The sequence below is a fragment of the Thiocapsa sp. genome (genome assembly GCF_035467215.1).
GTDB lineage: Bacteria > Pseudomonadota > Gammaproteobacteria > Chromatiales > Chromatiaceae > Thiocapsa.
The window spans coordinates 1-14,566 of sequence record NZ_DATITZ010000244.1 but is presented as its reverse complement, the minus strand read 5'-3'; the positions used below and the strand labels follow the sequence as shown (position 1 = coordinate 14,566).

The window sequence follows — 14,566 nt, the reverse complement described above, 5'->3', positions numbered from 1 at the left end:
GCTGTCGATGTAGCGCGGCAGGTTGAGGTTGAAGTCGTTCTTCTCGATCTCGTCGAGTGCGACCAGGCGCGCGTAGCGCGGGACCTCGATCCGACGGTTGAAGATGTCGACGATCTTGTGGATGTCTTGGGCGCGCAGTCGGTTCTTGGGACCGTCCTTCATGAAGCCGGTGCTGGCGTCGAGCATGAAGATGGCCCGACGTGCCTGGGCATCGCGCTTGTCGATCACGACGATGACGGCGGGGATGCCGGTGCCGTAGAAGAGGTTTGCGGGTAGACCGATCAAGCCGGCGATATAGCCTCGGCGGACCAGGTTGCGGCGGATCTCGGCCTCGGCATTGCCGCGGAACAGCACGCCGTGGGGCAAGATACAGGCCCCCGTGCCGGTGCTCTTGAGCGAGCGGACGATGTGCAGCAGGTAGGCATAGTCGCCCTGCTTGGCCGGCGGCGCGCCGAAGTGGCTGAAGCGCTCGAAGGGATCCTCGAGCGGGTTGAGCCCGGTGCTCCAGCGCTTGTCCGAAAAGGGCGGATTGGCGACGACAAAGTCGAAGGTCTTCAAGCTGCCGCCATCACGGAACTTGGGATCCGTGAGCGTATTGCCCTGCACGATGAGCGCCGTGGGGTTGTCGTGCAGGATCATGTTCATGCGGGCGAGCCCGCTGGTCGCCGCGTCCTTCTCCTGACCGTAGAGCGTGACCGGGGTGCGTGCCTCGTCGGAGACCTTGAGCAGCAGCGAGCCCGAGCCGCAGGTCGGGTCGTACACCGTGGTTGCGGCGCTGGTGGGCGCATCGCGAATCCCCAGGATCTGCGCGATGACCCGGCTGACCTCGGCCGGCGTGAGGAACTGACCCTTGCTCTTGCCGCTGTCGATGGCGAAGTGACGCATCAGAAATTCGTAGGCGTCACCGAGGATGTCGTCGCCCTCGGCGCGGTTCTTCGAGAAATCGAGCGCCTTGTGCTCGAAGATGGCGATCAGGTTGGTCAGCCGCTCGACCATCTCCTTGCCCGAGCCGAGCTTGGAGGGGTCGTTGAAGTCCGGCATGGCGGAGAGCCGGTTGGCGTTCGCCAACGGGGCGATGATCCGCTTGTTGATCTGATCGCCGATGTCAGGCTTGCCCTTGAGCGCGACCATGTCCCGGAAGCTCGCGCCCGGCGGGATGACGATCGGGGCGTAGGGCTGGCCGGCGTACTTGTCGCTGACATACTTGATGAAGAGCAGCACCAGGACATAGTCCTTGTACTGGCTGGCATCCATGCCGCCGCGCAGCTCGTCGCAACTGGACCAGAGGGAGGAATACAGCTCGGACTTCTTCAGGGCCATGGGCATTTTCCTTGCTGCTCGGGAGAGAAACGCTGCAGCGACGGTTCGCAGGCGAGACCACTCGCCGGGTGACCACTCCTCGTGCATGGTCTCCCGTAACCCCCAATCCGAGGCCGGCCTCACGGCAAGCAGGCCACCGCCGATGACTTTACGGTGGCCCAAATAAAAACGGCTCAGGTCGTTAGTGACCTGAGCCGTTGTTTGATTTGGTCGGGGCGAGAGGATTTGAACCTCCGACCACCTGAACCCCATTCAGGTGCGCTACCAGGCTGCGCTACGCCCCGATAAGACGGGCAATAGTAGGGTGAAGCCCTTCTGCTGTCAACGTCGCAGCAGCTGAAGGACGTCTTCCAGCTCCGCACGCATCTGGCGCAGGATCTGGTGGGTCTGGCTCAGGTCGTTCTTCGCACCCTCGCCGCTGAGCTGCAGGCGCGCACCGCCGATCGTGAAGCCCTGCTCGTAGAGCAGGTTGCGGATCTGGCGCACCATCAGCACGTCGTGACGCTGATAGTAGCGACGGTTGCCGCGGCGCTTGACCGGTTTGAGCTGAGGGAATTCCTGCTCCCAATAGCGCAGCACGTGAGGCTTGACCCCACAGAGCTCGCTCACCTCGCCGATGGTGAAGTAGCGCTTTCCCGGGATCGGCGGAAGATCGCCGGGGCCGTTGTCCTCGCCCTTATCGGTCGGTTCCAGCATAGGCCTCCACTCGCTGTTTTAGCTTTTGCCCCGGACGAAAGGTCACCACGCGCCGCGCCGTGATCGGGATCTCTTCTCCGGTCTTGGGGTTGCGGCCGGGACGTTCCTTCTTTTCGCGCAGATCGAAGTTGCCGAACCCGGAGAGCTTGACCTGCTCGCCGCGCTCCAACGCCGCGCGAATCTCCTCGAAGAACATCTCGACGATGTCCTTGGCCTCACGCTTGTTCAGGCCAAGCTCATCGAACAGGTGTTCGGCCATATCGGCCTTGGTCAATGCCATGGGGTCAATCCCTCAATCTTGCGTCAAATTCCGAAGCGAGGCTGGCTAGGATCCGCCTCACGGTGTCTTCAATGACAGCGTCTGTAAGTGTCTGAGAAGAAGCCTGTAAAATCAATCCAAGAGCGAGACTTTTTCTGCCCGATTCAATGTTTTTGCCGGTGTAGAGGTCGAACAGGACCAGATCGCGCAGCAGCTCGGTCTCCGTGGCGCGTATGCAATCCGCAATCGCGGCATAAGTCACCGCTTCGTCGACGATGATCGCGATGTCTCGACGAATGCTCGGAAAGCGCGAGATCGACGCATGTTTGGGCAGGGCGCCGAGGCTCAGCGGCGCGATGTCCAACTCGAACAGATAGGCATCGCCCGTGATGTCGAGCTGTGCGGCCAGGCTGGGATGGAGCATTCCGAGCAGGCCGACGAACTGACCGTCGCACTCGACACGCGCCGTCTGGCCGGGGTGCAGCGCCGGATGTGCACCCGGCACGAAGCTGAAACGCCCCGGTGCACCGGTCAGCGCCAGCAGGGCCTCCACATCGGCCTTCAGATCGAAGAAGTCCGCCGCGCGGCTCGACAGGCCCCACTGCTCCGGATCCGGGCTCCCGACGATGAGGCCGGCGAGACCCTGCGTTTGGGCCAGACCGTTCGTGTCGATCCGAAAGCGCAGACCGGACTCGAAGATCCGCACCCGCTCCTGTTGTCGCGCCTGGTTGTAGCGCGCGGTCTGGATCAAGCCCGGCCAAAGGCTGGTGCGCATGGTGGAGAGCTCGGCACTCAACGGGTTCGCCAGGCGCAGCACCTCTTGATCGGGATCGACCAGCGCCTGAATCTCGGGGCTGACGAAGCTATAGGTGATGACCTCGTAGAAACCGCGGTCGACCAGTGCGAGACGGGCGCGATCCAGGTCGAAATCCGTCTCCGGGGTCGATCGCGTGACCGATGCCGAGCTCGCGTGGCTCACCGGGATTCGATCGTAACCGTAGATACGACCGATATCGGCGATCAAGTCGACCTCCTGAACCAGGTCGAAGCGGGCACTCGGCGGCGTGACGAGCCACCCTTCGGCGGTCGGCTCGGTGTGCATGCCGAGACGCGCGAGGATGTCGAGGATGGTCTCCTCGGGCAGCGCGAGTCCGAGCACTTGAGCGACATGCGCGGGACGCAGCGTCAATGCCCGAGGTTGGGGTAAATCGGCCTCCGAGACCGCCTCGACCACCGAACCGGGCTCGCCCCCGACGATTGCGGTCAAGAGTCGGGTCGCTCGCTCGATCGCGCGGACCTGGAGTCCGGGGTCGACACCGCGCTCGAAGCGATGCGACGAATCCGTGTGCAGGCCGTAGGAGCGCGCCTTGCCGCTGACGGCGAGCGGCGCGAAGAAGGCGCTTTCGAGCAGCACGTCACGGGTCTCGGGGCCGACCGCGGTCTCCGTGCCACCCATGATCCCGGCCAACGCGACGGCGCGTCCGGCATCGGCGATCACCAGGGTGTCCGCGCGCAATGTCGCCTCCTCGCCGTTGAGCAGGGCGATGCGCTCGCCCTCCACCGCCATGCGCACGCGGATCTCGCCGTCGAGCTTCGCGAGATCGAACCCGTGCATCGGCTGGCCGAGCTCGAGCAGGACATAGTTGGTCACGTCGACCACCGGGCTGATGGCGCGGATCCCGCCGCGGCGCAGGCGCTCCTGCATCCACCAGGGTGTCGTCGCGCTCGGGTCGATGTTGCGGATGATCCGGCAGACATAGCGTGGGCAAGCCGACGGGGCCTGGAGATGCACCGTCAGGGACTGGTCATGGACGGGAGCGACCGGTTGGATCACGGGTGTCGCGAGCGGCGCGCGGTTGATCACGGCGACCTCGCGCGCGAGTCCCGACAGGCTCAGACAATCGCCTCGATCCGGGGTGAGATCGACCTCGATGCAGTGGTCATCGAGCGCCATCCAGGCGCGGATGTCCTCGCCCACAGGGGCATCCGCGGGCAGCGGCAGGATGCCCTCGGAGGACTCGGCAAGACCCAACTCCTTGGCCGAGCAGATCATGCCGAAGGACTCCACGCCCCGCAGCTTGGCCTTCTTGATCTTGAAGTCGCCGGGCAGCGCGGCGCCGACGGTCGCGACCGGGACCTTCATGCCCTCGGCGACGTTGGCGGCACCGCAGATGATCTGAAGAAGCGCATCCTCGCCGAGATCCACCCGGCAGATCCGCAGCTTCTCGGCATCCGGATGGGGTACCACGGACTGCACCCAGCCGATCCGCACGCCGCTGAAGGCCGGGGCCGCGGGCTCGACCGCATCGACCTCGAGACCCGCCATGCTGAGCTGGTCGGCCAATTGCCGGGTGTCGACCGGTGGGTTCACCCACTCCCGCAACCACGCCTCGCTGAATCGCATCTGCTGCTGCCCTGTACTCTATAGTGGTTAGTGGTTAGCCGTAGGTTGGGCAAAGCGCAGCGTGCCCAACCCGCGCCCCCATCGCAGGGATCAGTTGGGCACGCTGCGCTTTGCCCAACCTACACGTTCATGTTGATCGTCAATTGTTCCTGAACGGATGGAAACGAATCGACATGGATTGCAATCGGTTGAAGCCGGATCTCATGAAAATTGGCGCAGGTATCTTAGATCGTTCTCGAAATTCAAGCGGATGTCGTCGATCCCGTAACGCAGCATCGCCAAGCGCTCCACCCCCATGCCGAAGGCGTATCCCAGATAGCGATCGGGGTCGATCCCAACGTGTCGAAAGACTTCCGGATAAACCATGCCGCAGCCGAGCACCTCGAGCCATCCGGTCTGCTTGCAGACCCGACACCCGCTGCCGCCGCAGATGACACACTGGATGTCGACCTCGGCCGAAGGCTCTGTAAAGGGGAAGTAAGAGGGCCGGAACCGCAACTCCAGATCGCGCTCGAAGAAGTTTCGCAGGAAGTCGTAGAGCACGCCCTTCAGATCGGCAAAGCTCACCTGTTCGTCGACCAGCAGGCCCTCGACCTGGTGAAACATGGGTGTATGCGTCAAGTCGGAATCGCAGCGATAGACACGACCGGGCGCGATGATCTTCAGCGGCGGCGCCTGCTCCTCCATGACCCGGATCTGGACCGGCGAGGTATGGGTGCGCAGCAGCAGCTCGGCATCAAAATAAAAGGTGTCGTGCATCGCCCTCGCTGGATGATGCTCCGGGATGTTGAGCGCCTCGAAGTTGTGATAGGCGTCCTCGACCTCGGGCCCTTCCGCGACGGCGAATCCGGCATTGGCGAACAGACGCTCGATGCGCCGCATCGCACGGGTCACGGGATGCAGTCCGCCGGGCCGCCGTCCGCGTCCGGGCAGACTCACGTCGATCCGCTCGGCGGCGAGCCGCGCCGTGAGCGACGCCTCTTCCAAGACGACCTTGCGCCGGTCGATGGCAACCTGGACCGCGACCTTGGCCTGATTGATCTCCTGACCGGCGGCAGGGCGTTCGTCGGCCGGCAGCGCGCCGAGCTGCTTGAGCAGCGCGGTCAGCTCCCCGCTCTTGCCGAGATAGCGCACGCGCACCTGGTCGAGGCCGGCAAGATCGGCCGCGGCCGCGATGGCATCGAGCGCCGCACTTTGCAGTGCCGCGAGACCGAGTCCGGTGTGTTCAGCCATAGTCGGGTCTTCCCGCTGGGGTGTCTGGTCCGCCGCGAGGTCGTGAAACGAAAAAGGGAAAGACCGGGGCCTTTCCCTTTTGTATCGCCTTAAAACCCGGGCGAGAAAGGAAACAGCTTAGGCCAGTGCGGTCTTCGCTTGCTCGGCCAGCGCGGCAAAGGCGACGCTGTCGTGATAGGCGATGTCGGCGAGCACCTTGCGGTCGACCTCGACCCCGACCTTCTTCAGCCCGTCGATGAACCGGCTGTAGGACAGGCCGTTCTCGCGAGCGGCCGCGTTGATACGGGCGATCCAGAGCGCACGGAACTGGCGCTTCTTCTGACGGCGATCGCGGTAGGCGTATTGACCGGCCTTGATGACGGCCTGCTTTGCGACTCGATAGACCTTGCTGCGGGCACCGTAGTAGCCCTTGGCCTGATCGAGGACCTTCTTATGACGAGCGTGGGCGGTAACACCCCGTTTAACGCGTGGCATTCTTTGACTCCTGGGATTCGTTCAAGCGCAATGCGATCAGCAGTAGGGGATCATCCGCAGCGCGGCCCGCACATCCGACTTATGAAGGCGCTTAGGCGCACGCAATTGGCGCTTCCGCTTGGTGCTTTTCTTGGTCAGGATATGACGCCGATGGGATGAGTTGCACTTGACCGAACCGGAGGCAGTGCGCTTGAAGCGCTTCGCCGCCCCGCGATTTGTTTTCAGCTTGGGCATGGGTTTTTTACTCCGCGATTTGCCGAATGATTATAGTGCGACGCCTGTCGAGCCGAGGTTTTTTGAAGACGGCATCGGTCGTATCGACCAAAAGTCGTCTCATTGCGGCACTCAGTGTGATTCGCCCGGTGGCTCGACGATGCGCGTCGCTATTTCTTTTTGGGGCCCAGCACCATGACCATTTGGCGTCCTTCCATCTGGGGTTGTTGCTCTACGATGCTGAGGGCGGCAAGGTCGTTTTCGATCCGCTTCAAAAGCTCCAGACCGAGCTCACGATGCGCATGCTCGCGCCCGCGAAACCGCATGGTGACCTTGCCCTTATCCCCTTCGTTGAGGAAACGCATCAGGCTGCGTAGTTTGACCTGATAGTCTCCTTCGTCCGTTCCCGGACGAAACTTCACTTCCTTGATCTGAACCTGCTTCTGCTTTTTCTTGGCTTCGTTCTTCTTCTTCTTCTGGTCGAAGAGAAATCTGCCGAAGTCCATGAGACGACACACCGGAGGCTCCGACGTCGGAACGATCTCCACGAGATCGAGGCCCGCTTCCGTGGCCATCTCCAAGGCCTCGCGCGTATTGACGACTCCGACCTGGTTTCCGTCCGCGCCGATCAGACGTACTTCCGGTACGTTGATCTCCTTGTTGACGCGGTTTCTCTTTGGTGCAGCGATAGCAGGTTCCTCCAAAAGCACTGATAGACACGACACGCACGACGCGCTCGCGGCCCCTTGATTGGGCCGGGCGTCAGTGGGTCCGGTTCGCGATCTCTTCGCTCAGACGGTCGATAAAGGCATCGAGCTGAAGGATTCCGAGGTCCTGGCCCGCACGGTCGCGGACGGCAACGGAGCGGGATTCGACCTCCCGATCACCGACGACGAGCAGGTAGGGTACTCGTTGCAGGGTGTGCTCGCGGATTTTAAAGCCGATCTTCTCGTTTCTCAAGTCCGTCTCGGCCCGGAAGCCCTTCCCGCGCAAGGTCTTAGAGACCTCTTTGACGTAATCCGCCTGCCGGTCCGTAATATTCATCACCATGACTTGAGTGGGCGACAGCCAAACCGGCAATTGACCCGCATAGTGCTCGAGGAGGATACCGATAAACCGCTCCACCGAGCCCAGGATCGCGCGGTGGATCATCACCGGGACCTGCTTGCTGTTGTCCTCTGCGATGTAGTGGGCGCCCAAACGCCCGGGCATCGAGAAGTCCACCTGGATGGTGCCGCACTGCCAGGCGCGACCGATGCTGTCATGCAGGGTAAATTCGATCTTGGGGCCATAAAAGGCGCCCTCGCCCGGCTGCACCTTGAACTCGAGACCCTTTGCCTTGAGCGCCTGGTCCAAAGCCGCCTCGGCCTTGTCCCAGAGCTCGTCGCTGCCGACACGCTTGTCCGGCCGCAGCGAGAGGGCCAGATCGATGTCGGTGAAGCCGAAATCGCGGTAGGTCTCGAAGACCATGTCGATTAGGGTCGCGACCTCGTCCTGAAGCTGCGCCTCGGTGCAGAAGACATGCGCGTCGTCTTGGGTGAAGCGGCGCGCACGCATCAGACCGTGCAAGGTGCCCGAGGGCTCGTTGCGATGCACCACGCCGAACTCGGCGATGCGCAGCGGCAGATCGCGATGGCTCTTGAGCCCCTGATTGAAGAGCTGGATATGGCCCGGGCAGTTCATCGGCTTGATCGCATAGTCGCGATCGTCCAGATGGGTGGTGAACATGCCGCCGGCGAACTTATCCCAATGACCCGAGCGCTCCCAGAGCGAGCGATCGAGCACCTGCGGGGTCTCGACCTCTTGGTAGCCGTACTCGTCGAGCTTCTCGCGCATGTAGCCTTCGGCGAGACGGTAGATCACCCGCCCCTTGGCATGCCAGAAGGCCATGCCCGGCGCCTCGTCCTGGAAGTGGAACAGATCGAGCTGCTTGCCGAGCTTGCGATGATCGCGCTTCTCGGCCTCTTCCAGTCGGTGCAGATAGGCTGCCAGCTCCTTCTTGTCGCGCCACGCGGTGCCGTAGATGCGCTGGAGCATGGGATTCTTCGAATCACCGCGCCAGTAGGCACCCGCCAACTTCGTCAGCTTGAACCCGTTGCCGAGCTTGCCGGTGCTCGGCAGATGCGGACCGCGACAGACATCGAACCAATCGCCCTGACGATAGACGGAGACCGCCTCGCCCTCGGGGATGATGTCCTCGATGATCTCGACCTTGTAACGCTCGCCGAGCTCGGCGAAAGCCTGCTTGGCCTGCTCGCGATCCCACACCTCGCGCACGATGGGAAGATCGCGCTTGACGATCTCGTGCATACGCGCCTCGATCGCCTCGAGATCCTCCGGCGTGAAGGGCTCGTCGCGCGCGAAGTCGTAGTAGAAGCCGTTCTCGATGGCGGGGCCGATGGTCACCTGCGTACCGGGATAGAGCTCCTGCACCGCTTGGGCCATCACATGCGCGGCGTCGTGACGCAGCAGCTCGAGCGCCGTCTCTTCGTCCTTGCTTGTGACGATCGCCAGCTCGGCATCCCGCTCCATGACAAAGGAGGTATCCACCAGAACGCCGTCGACCCGACCGGCAAGCGCGGCCTTGGCCAGGCCGGCACCGATGGATGCGGCGACGTCCCGAACGGACACGGGGGCATCGAACTGACGCTTGGAACCATCCGGCAAGGTCACGACGGGCATAACGAAACCTTCAAAGTGTTCAGTGGTGATCGATACGAGGGATCACATGAAAAAACCGCCAGCCCCAGCGCGGTGACGCTCGATGGATATCGAGCGGCTTACGGCCGGAGCTGGCGGCTGATGTTTGGTAGGCGCGATTGGACTCGAACCAACGACCCCCACCATGTCAAGGTGGTGCTCTAACCAACTGAGCTACGCGCCTGTCGTTGCGAGCCCGGAATATTACAGGCCCCTACGATCTTTGCCAAGCTCTTTTTGGCTGGCGATGGGCTGCCCGTGCGCAGGATTAGGTTCTATGCTTCACTCGACCAAACCACAACGCGATGCCCGAGAGCACACCGACACGACACGCGCGGCAAAGATCGACGCACCCGCCACCTAGCACGACACCGACTTTCACGCTTGGGCGTTTCAGACCGCCGAGGCGATCCGTGCACGCCGATTTGCAGGGATCGACTGGGGTGCCGTTGCCGAGGAGGTCGAGGAGATGGGACGAAGCGAACGTCACGGCTGAGGCATCGACTGCCCCCTCCTCGCACCCAACGGCCTTTGCAGTCTCGTTCGGCGGCGCCACGAGCCCACCGCGAGTGGCTTGTTATACTGCGCGCATGTCCGGAACGAGGCGCCGCAGAACCATGACCATTATCCGCGAAAACGACTTTGTCCAAAGCATCGCCGACGCGCTGCAATTCATCTCCTACTATCACCCGCGCGACTATATCCAAGCCCTCACGGCGGCTTACGAGATCGAGGAATCGCCTGCCGCGAAGGATGCGATGGCTCAGATCCTGGTCAACTCCCGGATGTGCGCGGAGGGGCACCGGCCGATCTGTCAGGACACCGGCATGGTCGTGGTCTTTCTGAAGATCGGTATGGAGGTGCGCTGGGACGCAAGCATGGGGATTCAGGAGATGGTCGATGCGGGTGTACGCCGGGCTTACAGCCATCCCGACAATGTGCTGCGCGCATCCATGGTCTCGCCTCCCATCGGGACGCGCAAGAACACGGGGGACAACACGCCGGCCGTCGTGCATGTGGAGCTGGTTCCCGGCGATCGGGTCGAGGTGCGTCTGGCGGCCAAGGGTGGCGGCTCGGAGAACAAGGCGAAGTTCGCGGTCTTGAACCCGAGCGAAAGCCTGGTCGACTGGGTGCTCAAGACGGTTCCGACCATGGGTGCCGGTTGGTGCCCGCCCGGGATGCTCGGGATCGGGATCGGCGGATCCGCCGAAAAGGCGATGCTGCTCGCGAAGGAATCGCTGATGGAGGACATCGACATCCACGAGATCAGGGCGCGCGGACCGTCGAACCCCATCGAAGCCCTGCGCCTGGAGCTGCATGAGAAGGTCAATGGGCTCGGCATCGGCGCGCAGGGTCTCGGGGGGCTCACGACGGTGCTGGATGTGAAGATTCTGACCTATCCGACCCATGCTGCCTCGCTCCCGGTCGCCATGATCCCCAACTGCGCCGCGACACGACATCTGGAATTCACGCTCGACGGCTCCGGGCCGGTTGCGCTCGTTCCGCCGAGCCTGGACGATTGGCCTCCGATCACCTGGGACGCCGCCGCCGGGGCGCGTCGCGTCCATCTAGACGGCCTGACCCGCGAGGAGATCGCGACCTGGCAGCCGGGCGAGCGTCTTCTGCTCTCGGGCAAGCTGCTGACCGGCCGGGACGCCGCGCACAAACGCATCGCCGATCTCCTGGATCGGGGCGAGCGCCTGCCCGAGGGTGTGGATCTCACCGACCGATTCATCTACTACGTCGGCCCCGTCGACCCGGTGCGCGACGAGGTCGTGGGCCCGGCCGGACCGACCACCGCCACCCGAATGGACAAGTTCACCGACCAGCTGCTCGAGCGCACCGGCCTGATCGGGATGATCGGCAAGGCCGAGCGCGGCCCCGCGGCGATCGACGCCATCAAGAAGCACGGCGCCGTGTACTTGATGGCCGTCGGCGGCGCGGCCTTCTTGGTCGCCAAGGCAATCAAGTCCTCCCGACTTATCGCCTTCGAGGATCTAGGGATGGAGGCGATCCGCGAGTTCGAGGTCGAGGACATGCCGGTCACCGTGGCCGTCGACAGCCGCGGCGAGTCCGTTCATCAAACCGGGCCGGCGAAGTGGCGCAGCAAGATCGGCCTGATCCCGGTGGAAGTCATCTAGAGGAAGTCATCTAGCGGAGGTCGTCTGATGCAAACCTATCGTGCATTCCGGATTCATCAAGACGCGCAGGGTCACCGCGCCGGTCTCGAGGCGCTGCCGAAGCAGGCCCCCGAGACGGGCGAGGTCTTGGTGCGCGTCACCCATTCGAGCGTCAATTACAAAGATGCACTCGCCGGCACGGGGCGCGGCAAGATCCTGCGCACCTTCCCGCTGGTCGGCGGGGTGGATGCCGCCGGCATCGTGGAACAATCCAACGACTCCGCTTACCGTGCGGGGGATGCGGTCGTCGCGACGGGCTGGGGCCTGAGCTTCGACCACGACGGCGGCTATGCCGAGTCTCTGCGCGTGCCTGCGACCTGGCTGACACCGATTCCGGTCGGGTTGGATCCGCGCTCGACCATGATCCTGGGCACCGCAGGATTCACCGCAGCACTGGCGGTACACCGGATGCAGGTCAACGGCCAGCGACCCGAGATGGGCCCGATCCTCGTCACGGGCGCAAGCGGCGGGGTCGGATCCATGGCGATCGCGATCCTCGCCCGACTCGGCTACGAGGCGGTCGCGCTTTCGGGCAAACCCGAGCTTGCGGACTGGCTGAAGGCGATCGGTGCGGCTCGCATCATCGGGCGCGATGCACTGGCCGACGCGAAACGGCCGCTGGAGAAGGCCCTCTGGGGCGGTGCCATCGACAATGTCGGCGGCGAGACCCTGGCGCAGATCACGCGCACCACGGTTCCGAACGGGAACATCGCCAGCATCGGGCTCGCGGGCGGACATCTGCTTGAAACCACCGTGATGCCCTTCATCCTGCGAGGCGTGAGTCTGCTCGGCTGTAACTCGGTGGATATCCCGCAGGCCCTGCGCACCGAGCTGTGGGGGCATCTGGCAAGTGATTGGCACCCGGCCGACTTGAACCTGTTACTCGGGGAGACCGTCGACCTGGATGGACTTCCCGCGGTCTTCGAGGAGATGCTGGCGGGGAAGACGCACGGGCGGATCCTGGTGGAGATCGCACCTCCATCCGACAAGAACGGCGGTTAAGGGCCGTGGATGGGTAGAGCTAAGCGAAACCCATCTTCCCCGCGCCAACGCCAACGCGAGCCACAATCAACCAACGGCGCACGTTCTGCTTCCTATCGTCAGCACAACCTACGGACCGAGTTCGGGAATCGGCGGCGCGAAGGGCACAACGAAAACGGCCCGAGCATGCAACTCGGGCCGGCCTACGCCCCTTCAGGACGCTTTCTTGTAATAGTGGTGGATCTCGTCGTCGCGATAATGACTGTCGGTCCAACAGCGCGGCAGAATCTCGTCCGAGATGAACATCAGCTCGGCCTTGTCGAACGTCTCCGGCTCCTGGGCCTCTTCACCATAGTGATAGCGCCCGACGATCTTCGGGTGCATCGGGTTGAACAGGTCCCGCTGACTCAGGACCTCGATCATCTTGCCGGTAGTGCGATGTTTGAGAAACATGGCTTGACCTCCTGCGCAAGGGGTTGCTCCGTCATGTTCAAGTATGGCACCGGGTCAGCCCTTGGCAAGGCCCGAGGCTTGGCGCTTGACCCCGGCCACGTCAACGCCTTTGCACTGCAAGGGGGACAAACGCAGCGCCGTCCACCAACCACCGCCGGCGCACGAATCGGTGGACTTCGCTCTCCCTCGTCCCTACGGCCGGTTTCATGACCGGCGCCAGGTGCCCGTCAATGCCCCCGACTCACGTCAGCCGACATGCTCGGCCGCTTGCGCCGGCGTCAGGGTCTTGATCGACAAGGCATGCAGCTCCCCGCTCGCGATCTGCGGCTTGACGGTATCCATCACCAAACGCTGCTTCTTGATCGGCGTGAGACCTTCGAAGACCTCGCTCACGACGACGGCGTCGAAATGACTGCCGTCTCCGGAGACCTGGACCTCGGCGCCGGGGATGCCCTGGCGGATGAGTTGTGCGACTGCTTCGATTTCCAACGGTAACTCCTGAACCGCGCACCGCGCGGTATGCGACGTTTTTGGATGGTATCGGCCCCGGCAGACTTGATATCTGCTGGAGCCAGCGCGGTTTAAGGCGAGCAGCCACTGCGGCGTCTGCTCGCCGCCAAGCTCATTAAATAGGGCTTTGCGCCTGCGGAGCAAGCAAGAGGAGCCGCCTACACGACACGGGCGACGCTCGGCCGGGCTCGCAGACAGGCCGGTACACACTAAAGCGCGCCCGGCGCGGTTTAGCCCAAACGGTGGACCCAAACCCGCTCTTGGCTCGGATCGAGCTGCCTGGCCTGCTCAACGTCGCGGCCGTGGTGCGTGAAGAGGATCACCTGCGTCTTAACCGAGAAGTCGGCCAGAGTTGCGAGTGTCGCGAGCGCGCGCTCGTCGTCGAACTGGATGAGGATGTCGTCGACGACGAACGGCATCGGCTCGGCGCTCTGAAGATAGTGTTCCAGGTTGGCGAGACGCAGCGCCAGATAGAGCTGATCGCGGGTACCCGTGCTCATCGCCTCTACGCGCAGTCGCTCGCCGCTGTTGCGCAGACCGACCAAGACGGGCTGATCCGCCTCGTCGAAATCGGTCTCGACCGCACTGAAGGCGCCGCACGTCAGGCGCGCGAAATAGCCGCTGGTGCGCCCGAGGATCGGGTCGCTGTTTTGGCGGCGGAAGCGCTCGATCTCATCGCGCAGGATGCGCGCCGCGAGCTTGAGGCGGACATACTGCTCGGCTTGGGTGCGGATGCCGGCGAGGATCTGTTGAGACTCTTCGGCGAGTGCGGCGGCGGTGCCCTCCCCGCCCATCACCTTGAGTGCACGACCGGCTTCGGCCTTCTCCTCGATCAGCGCGCGGTACGCGGGGCGCAGCTCCTGCTCGAGGCGTGCGTCGATCTCGGCCAGCCGCACCACCACCCGATCCTGATCGACGGCCGTCGCCTCTTGTGCGAGCGCCTCGATCCCGAGGCCGTCACCGGCACGCGTGAGTGCGCGCTCGACATCCTCCAAGTCCGCGGCGAGTCGCCGCCGGTCGCGCACGCGCTCCTCGAGCACCGGCAATTGCGCCGGCGCCTCGCACACGGCTTGACGACAGAGCTCGGCGAGGACGCGATCCGCAGCCGCGATCGCCGTCTCGGACTCGCGAATCTCCTCCTCG

General features: G+C 63.6%; 14 protein-coding genes, 2 tRNA genes and 1 pseudogene. 3 read left to right on the top strand and 14 right to left on the bottom strand.

All coding sequences use genetic code 11. The annotated features are described in order from the left end of the window. From VLR48_RS13935 to VLR48_RS13885, 11 genes are all read right to left on the bottom strand, one after another. On the bottom strand, positions 1-1,320 hold a 1,320-nt coding region (locus VLR48_RS13935), incomplete at its 3' end, for a type I restriction-modification system subunit M (RefSeq protein WP_325292370.1). A 207-nt stretch (positions 1,321-1,527) separates the two neighbouring features. Then, positions 1,528-1,604: transfer RNA gene (locus tag VLR48_RS13930), tRNA-Pro, on the bottom strand. A 37-nt stretch (positions 1,605-1,641) separates the two neighbouring features. Then, positions 1,642-2,016, bottom strand: coding sequence for a MerR family transcriptional regulator (locus VLR48_RS13925; RefSeq protein ID WP_007194179.1), 375 nt, complete (start codon positions 2,014-2,016; stop codon positions 1,642-1,644). Beyond that, positions 1,997-2,296, bottom strand: a complete 300-nt coding sequence (ihfA, locus tag VLR48_RS13920) for an integration host factor subunit alpha (RefSeq protein ID WP_007194180.1) — start codon at positions 2,294-2,296, stop codon at positions 1,997-1,999. Before ihfA ends, VLR48_RS13925 begins: the two co-directional genes overlap by 20 nt. 4 nt (positions 2,297-2,300) lie before the next feature. Then, complete coding sequence (pheT, locus tag VLR48_RS13915; RefSeq protein WP_325292369.1) at positions 2,301-4,679, bottom strand: phenylalanine--tRNA ligase subunit beta; 2,379 nt, start codon at positions 4,677-4,679, stop codon at positions 2,301-2,303. Positions 4,680-4,880: 201 nt separating this feature from the next. Then, a complete protein-coding gene (gene pheS, locus VLR48_RS13910; protein WP_325292368.1) occupies positions 4,881-5,912 on the bottom strand; it encodes a phenylalanine--tRNA ligase subunit alpha in 1,032 nt (343 codons plus the stop codon). 117 nt (positions 5,913-6,029) lie between these two features. Next, complete coding sequence (gene rplT, locus VLR48_RS13905; protein ID WP_007194183.1) at positions 6,030-6,386, bottom strand: 50S ribosomal protein L20; 357 nt, start codon at positions 6,384-6,386, stop codon at positions 6,030-6,032. Positions 6,387-6,422: 36 nt separating this feature from the next. Next, the gene (rpmI, locus tag VLR48_RS13900) at positions 6,423-6,620 is read right to left on the bottom strand and encodes a 50S ribosomal protein L35 (RefSeq protein ID WP_093186566.1); all 198 of its coding nucleotides are present in this window, start codon (positions 6,618-6,620) and stop codon (positions 6,423-6,425) included. Positions 6,621-6,769: 149 nt separating this feature from the next. Next, entirely contained in the window at positions 6,770-7,303 is a 534-nt protein-coding gene (gene infC, locus VLR48_RS13895) for a translation initiation factor IF-3 (RefSeq protein ID WP_120798414.1), read from the bottom strand. Between the two features lie 58 nt (positions 7,304-7,361). Continuing rightward, entirely contained in the window at positions 7,362-9,281 is a 1,920-nt protein-coding gene (gene thrS, locus VLR48_RS13890) for a threonine--tRNA ligase (RefSeq protein ID WP_325292367.1), read from the bottom strand. A gap of 125 nt (positions 9,282-9,406) precedes the next feature. After that, positions 9,407-9,483: transfer RNA gene (locus VLR48_RS13885), tRNA-Val, on the bottom strand. Between the two features lie 192 nt (positions 9,484-9,675). On the opposite strand from VLR48_RS13885, the pseudogene VLR48_RS20295 reads away from it, so the two are divergent. The 3 genes and pseudogenes from VLR48_RS20295 to VLR48_RS13875 all read left to right on the top strand — a co-directional run. Then, positions 9,676-9,795: pseudogene (locus tag VLR48_RS20295) on the top strand (DUF29 family protein); the annotation flags it as partial. Positions 9,796-9,916: 121 nt separating this feature from the next. After that, on the top strand, positions 9,917-11,440 hold the full coding sequence (locus VLR48_RS13880) for a fumarate hydratase (protein ID WP_325292366.1): 1,524 nt from the start codon (positions 9,917-9,919) through the stop codon (positions 11,438-11,440). Positions 11,441-11,467: 27 nt separating this feature from the next. Then, positions 11,468-12,481 (top strand): YhdH/YhfP family quinone oxidoreductase, encoded by a 1,014-nt coding sequence (locus tag VLR48_RS13875; protein WP_325292365.1) that lies wholly within the window; start codon positions 11,468-11,470, stop codon positions 12,479-12,481. Between the two features lie 192 nt (positions 12,482-12,673). Here the strand turns inward: VLR48_RS13875 and VLR48_RS13870 are convergent, their stop codons facing one another. The 3 genes from VLR48_RS13870 to VLR48_RS13860 all read right to left on the bottom strand — a co-directional run. Beyond that, positions 12,674-12,913, bottom strand: coding sequence for an acetyltransferase (locus tag VLR48_RS13870; protein WP_325292364.1), 240 nt, complete (start codon positions 12,911-12,913; stop codon positions 12,674-12,676). Positions 12,914-13,159: 246 nt separating this feature from the next. Beyond that, positions 13,160-13,402 carry a BolA family protein gene (locus tag VLR48_RS13865; protein ID WP_120798409.1) on the bottom strand — a complete coding sequence of 81 codons (243 nt, stop codon included), beginning with the start codon at positions 13,400-13,402 and terminating at the stop codon, positions 13,160-13,162. Between the two features lie 251 nt (positions 13,403-13,653). Beyond that, positions 13,654-14,566 (bottom strand): ATP-binding protein (locus VLR48_RS13860; RefSeq protein ID WP_414718609.1); only part of this gene is annotated, 913 nt, incomplete at its 5' end.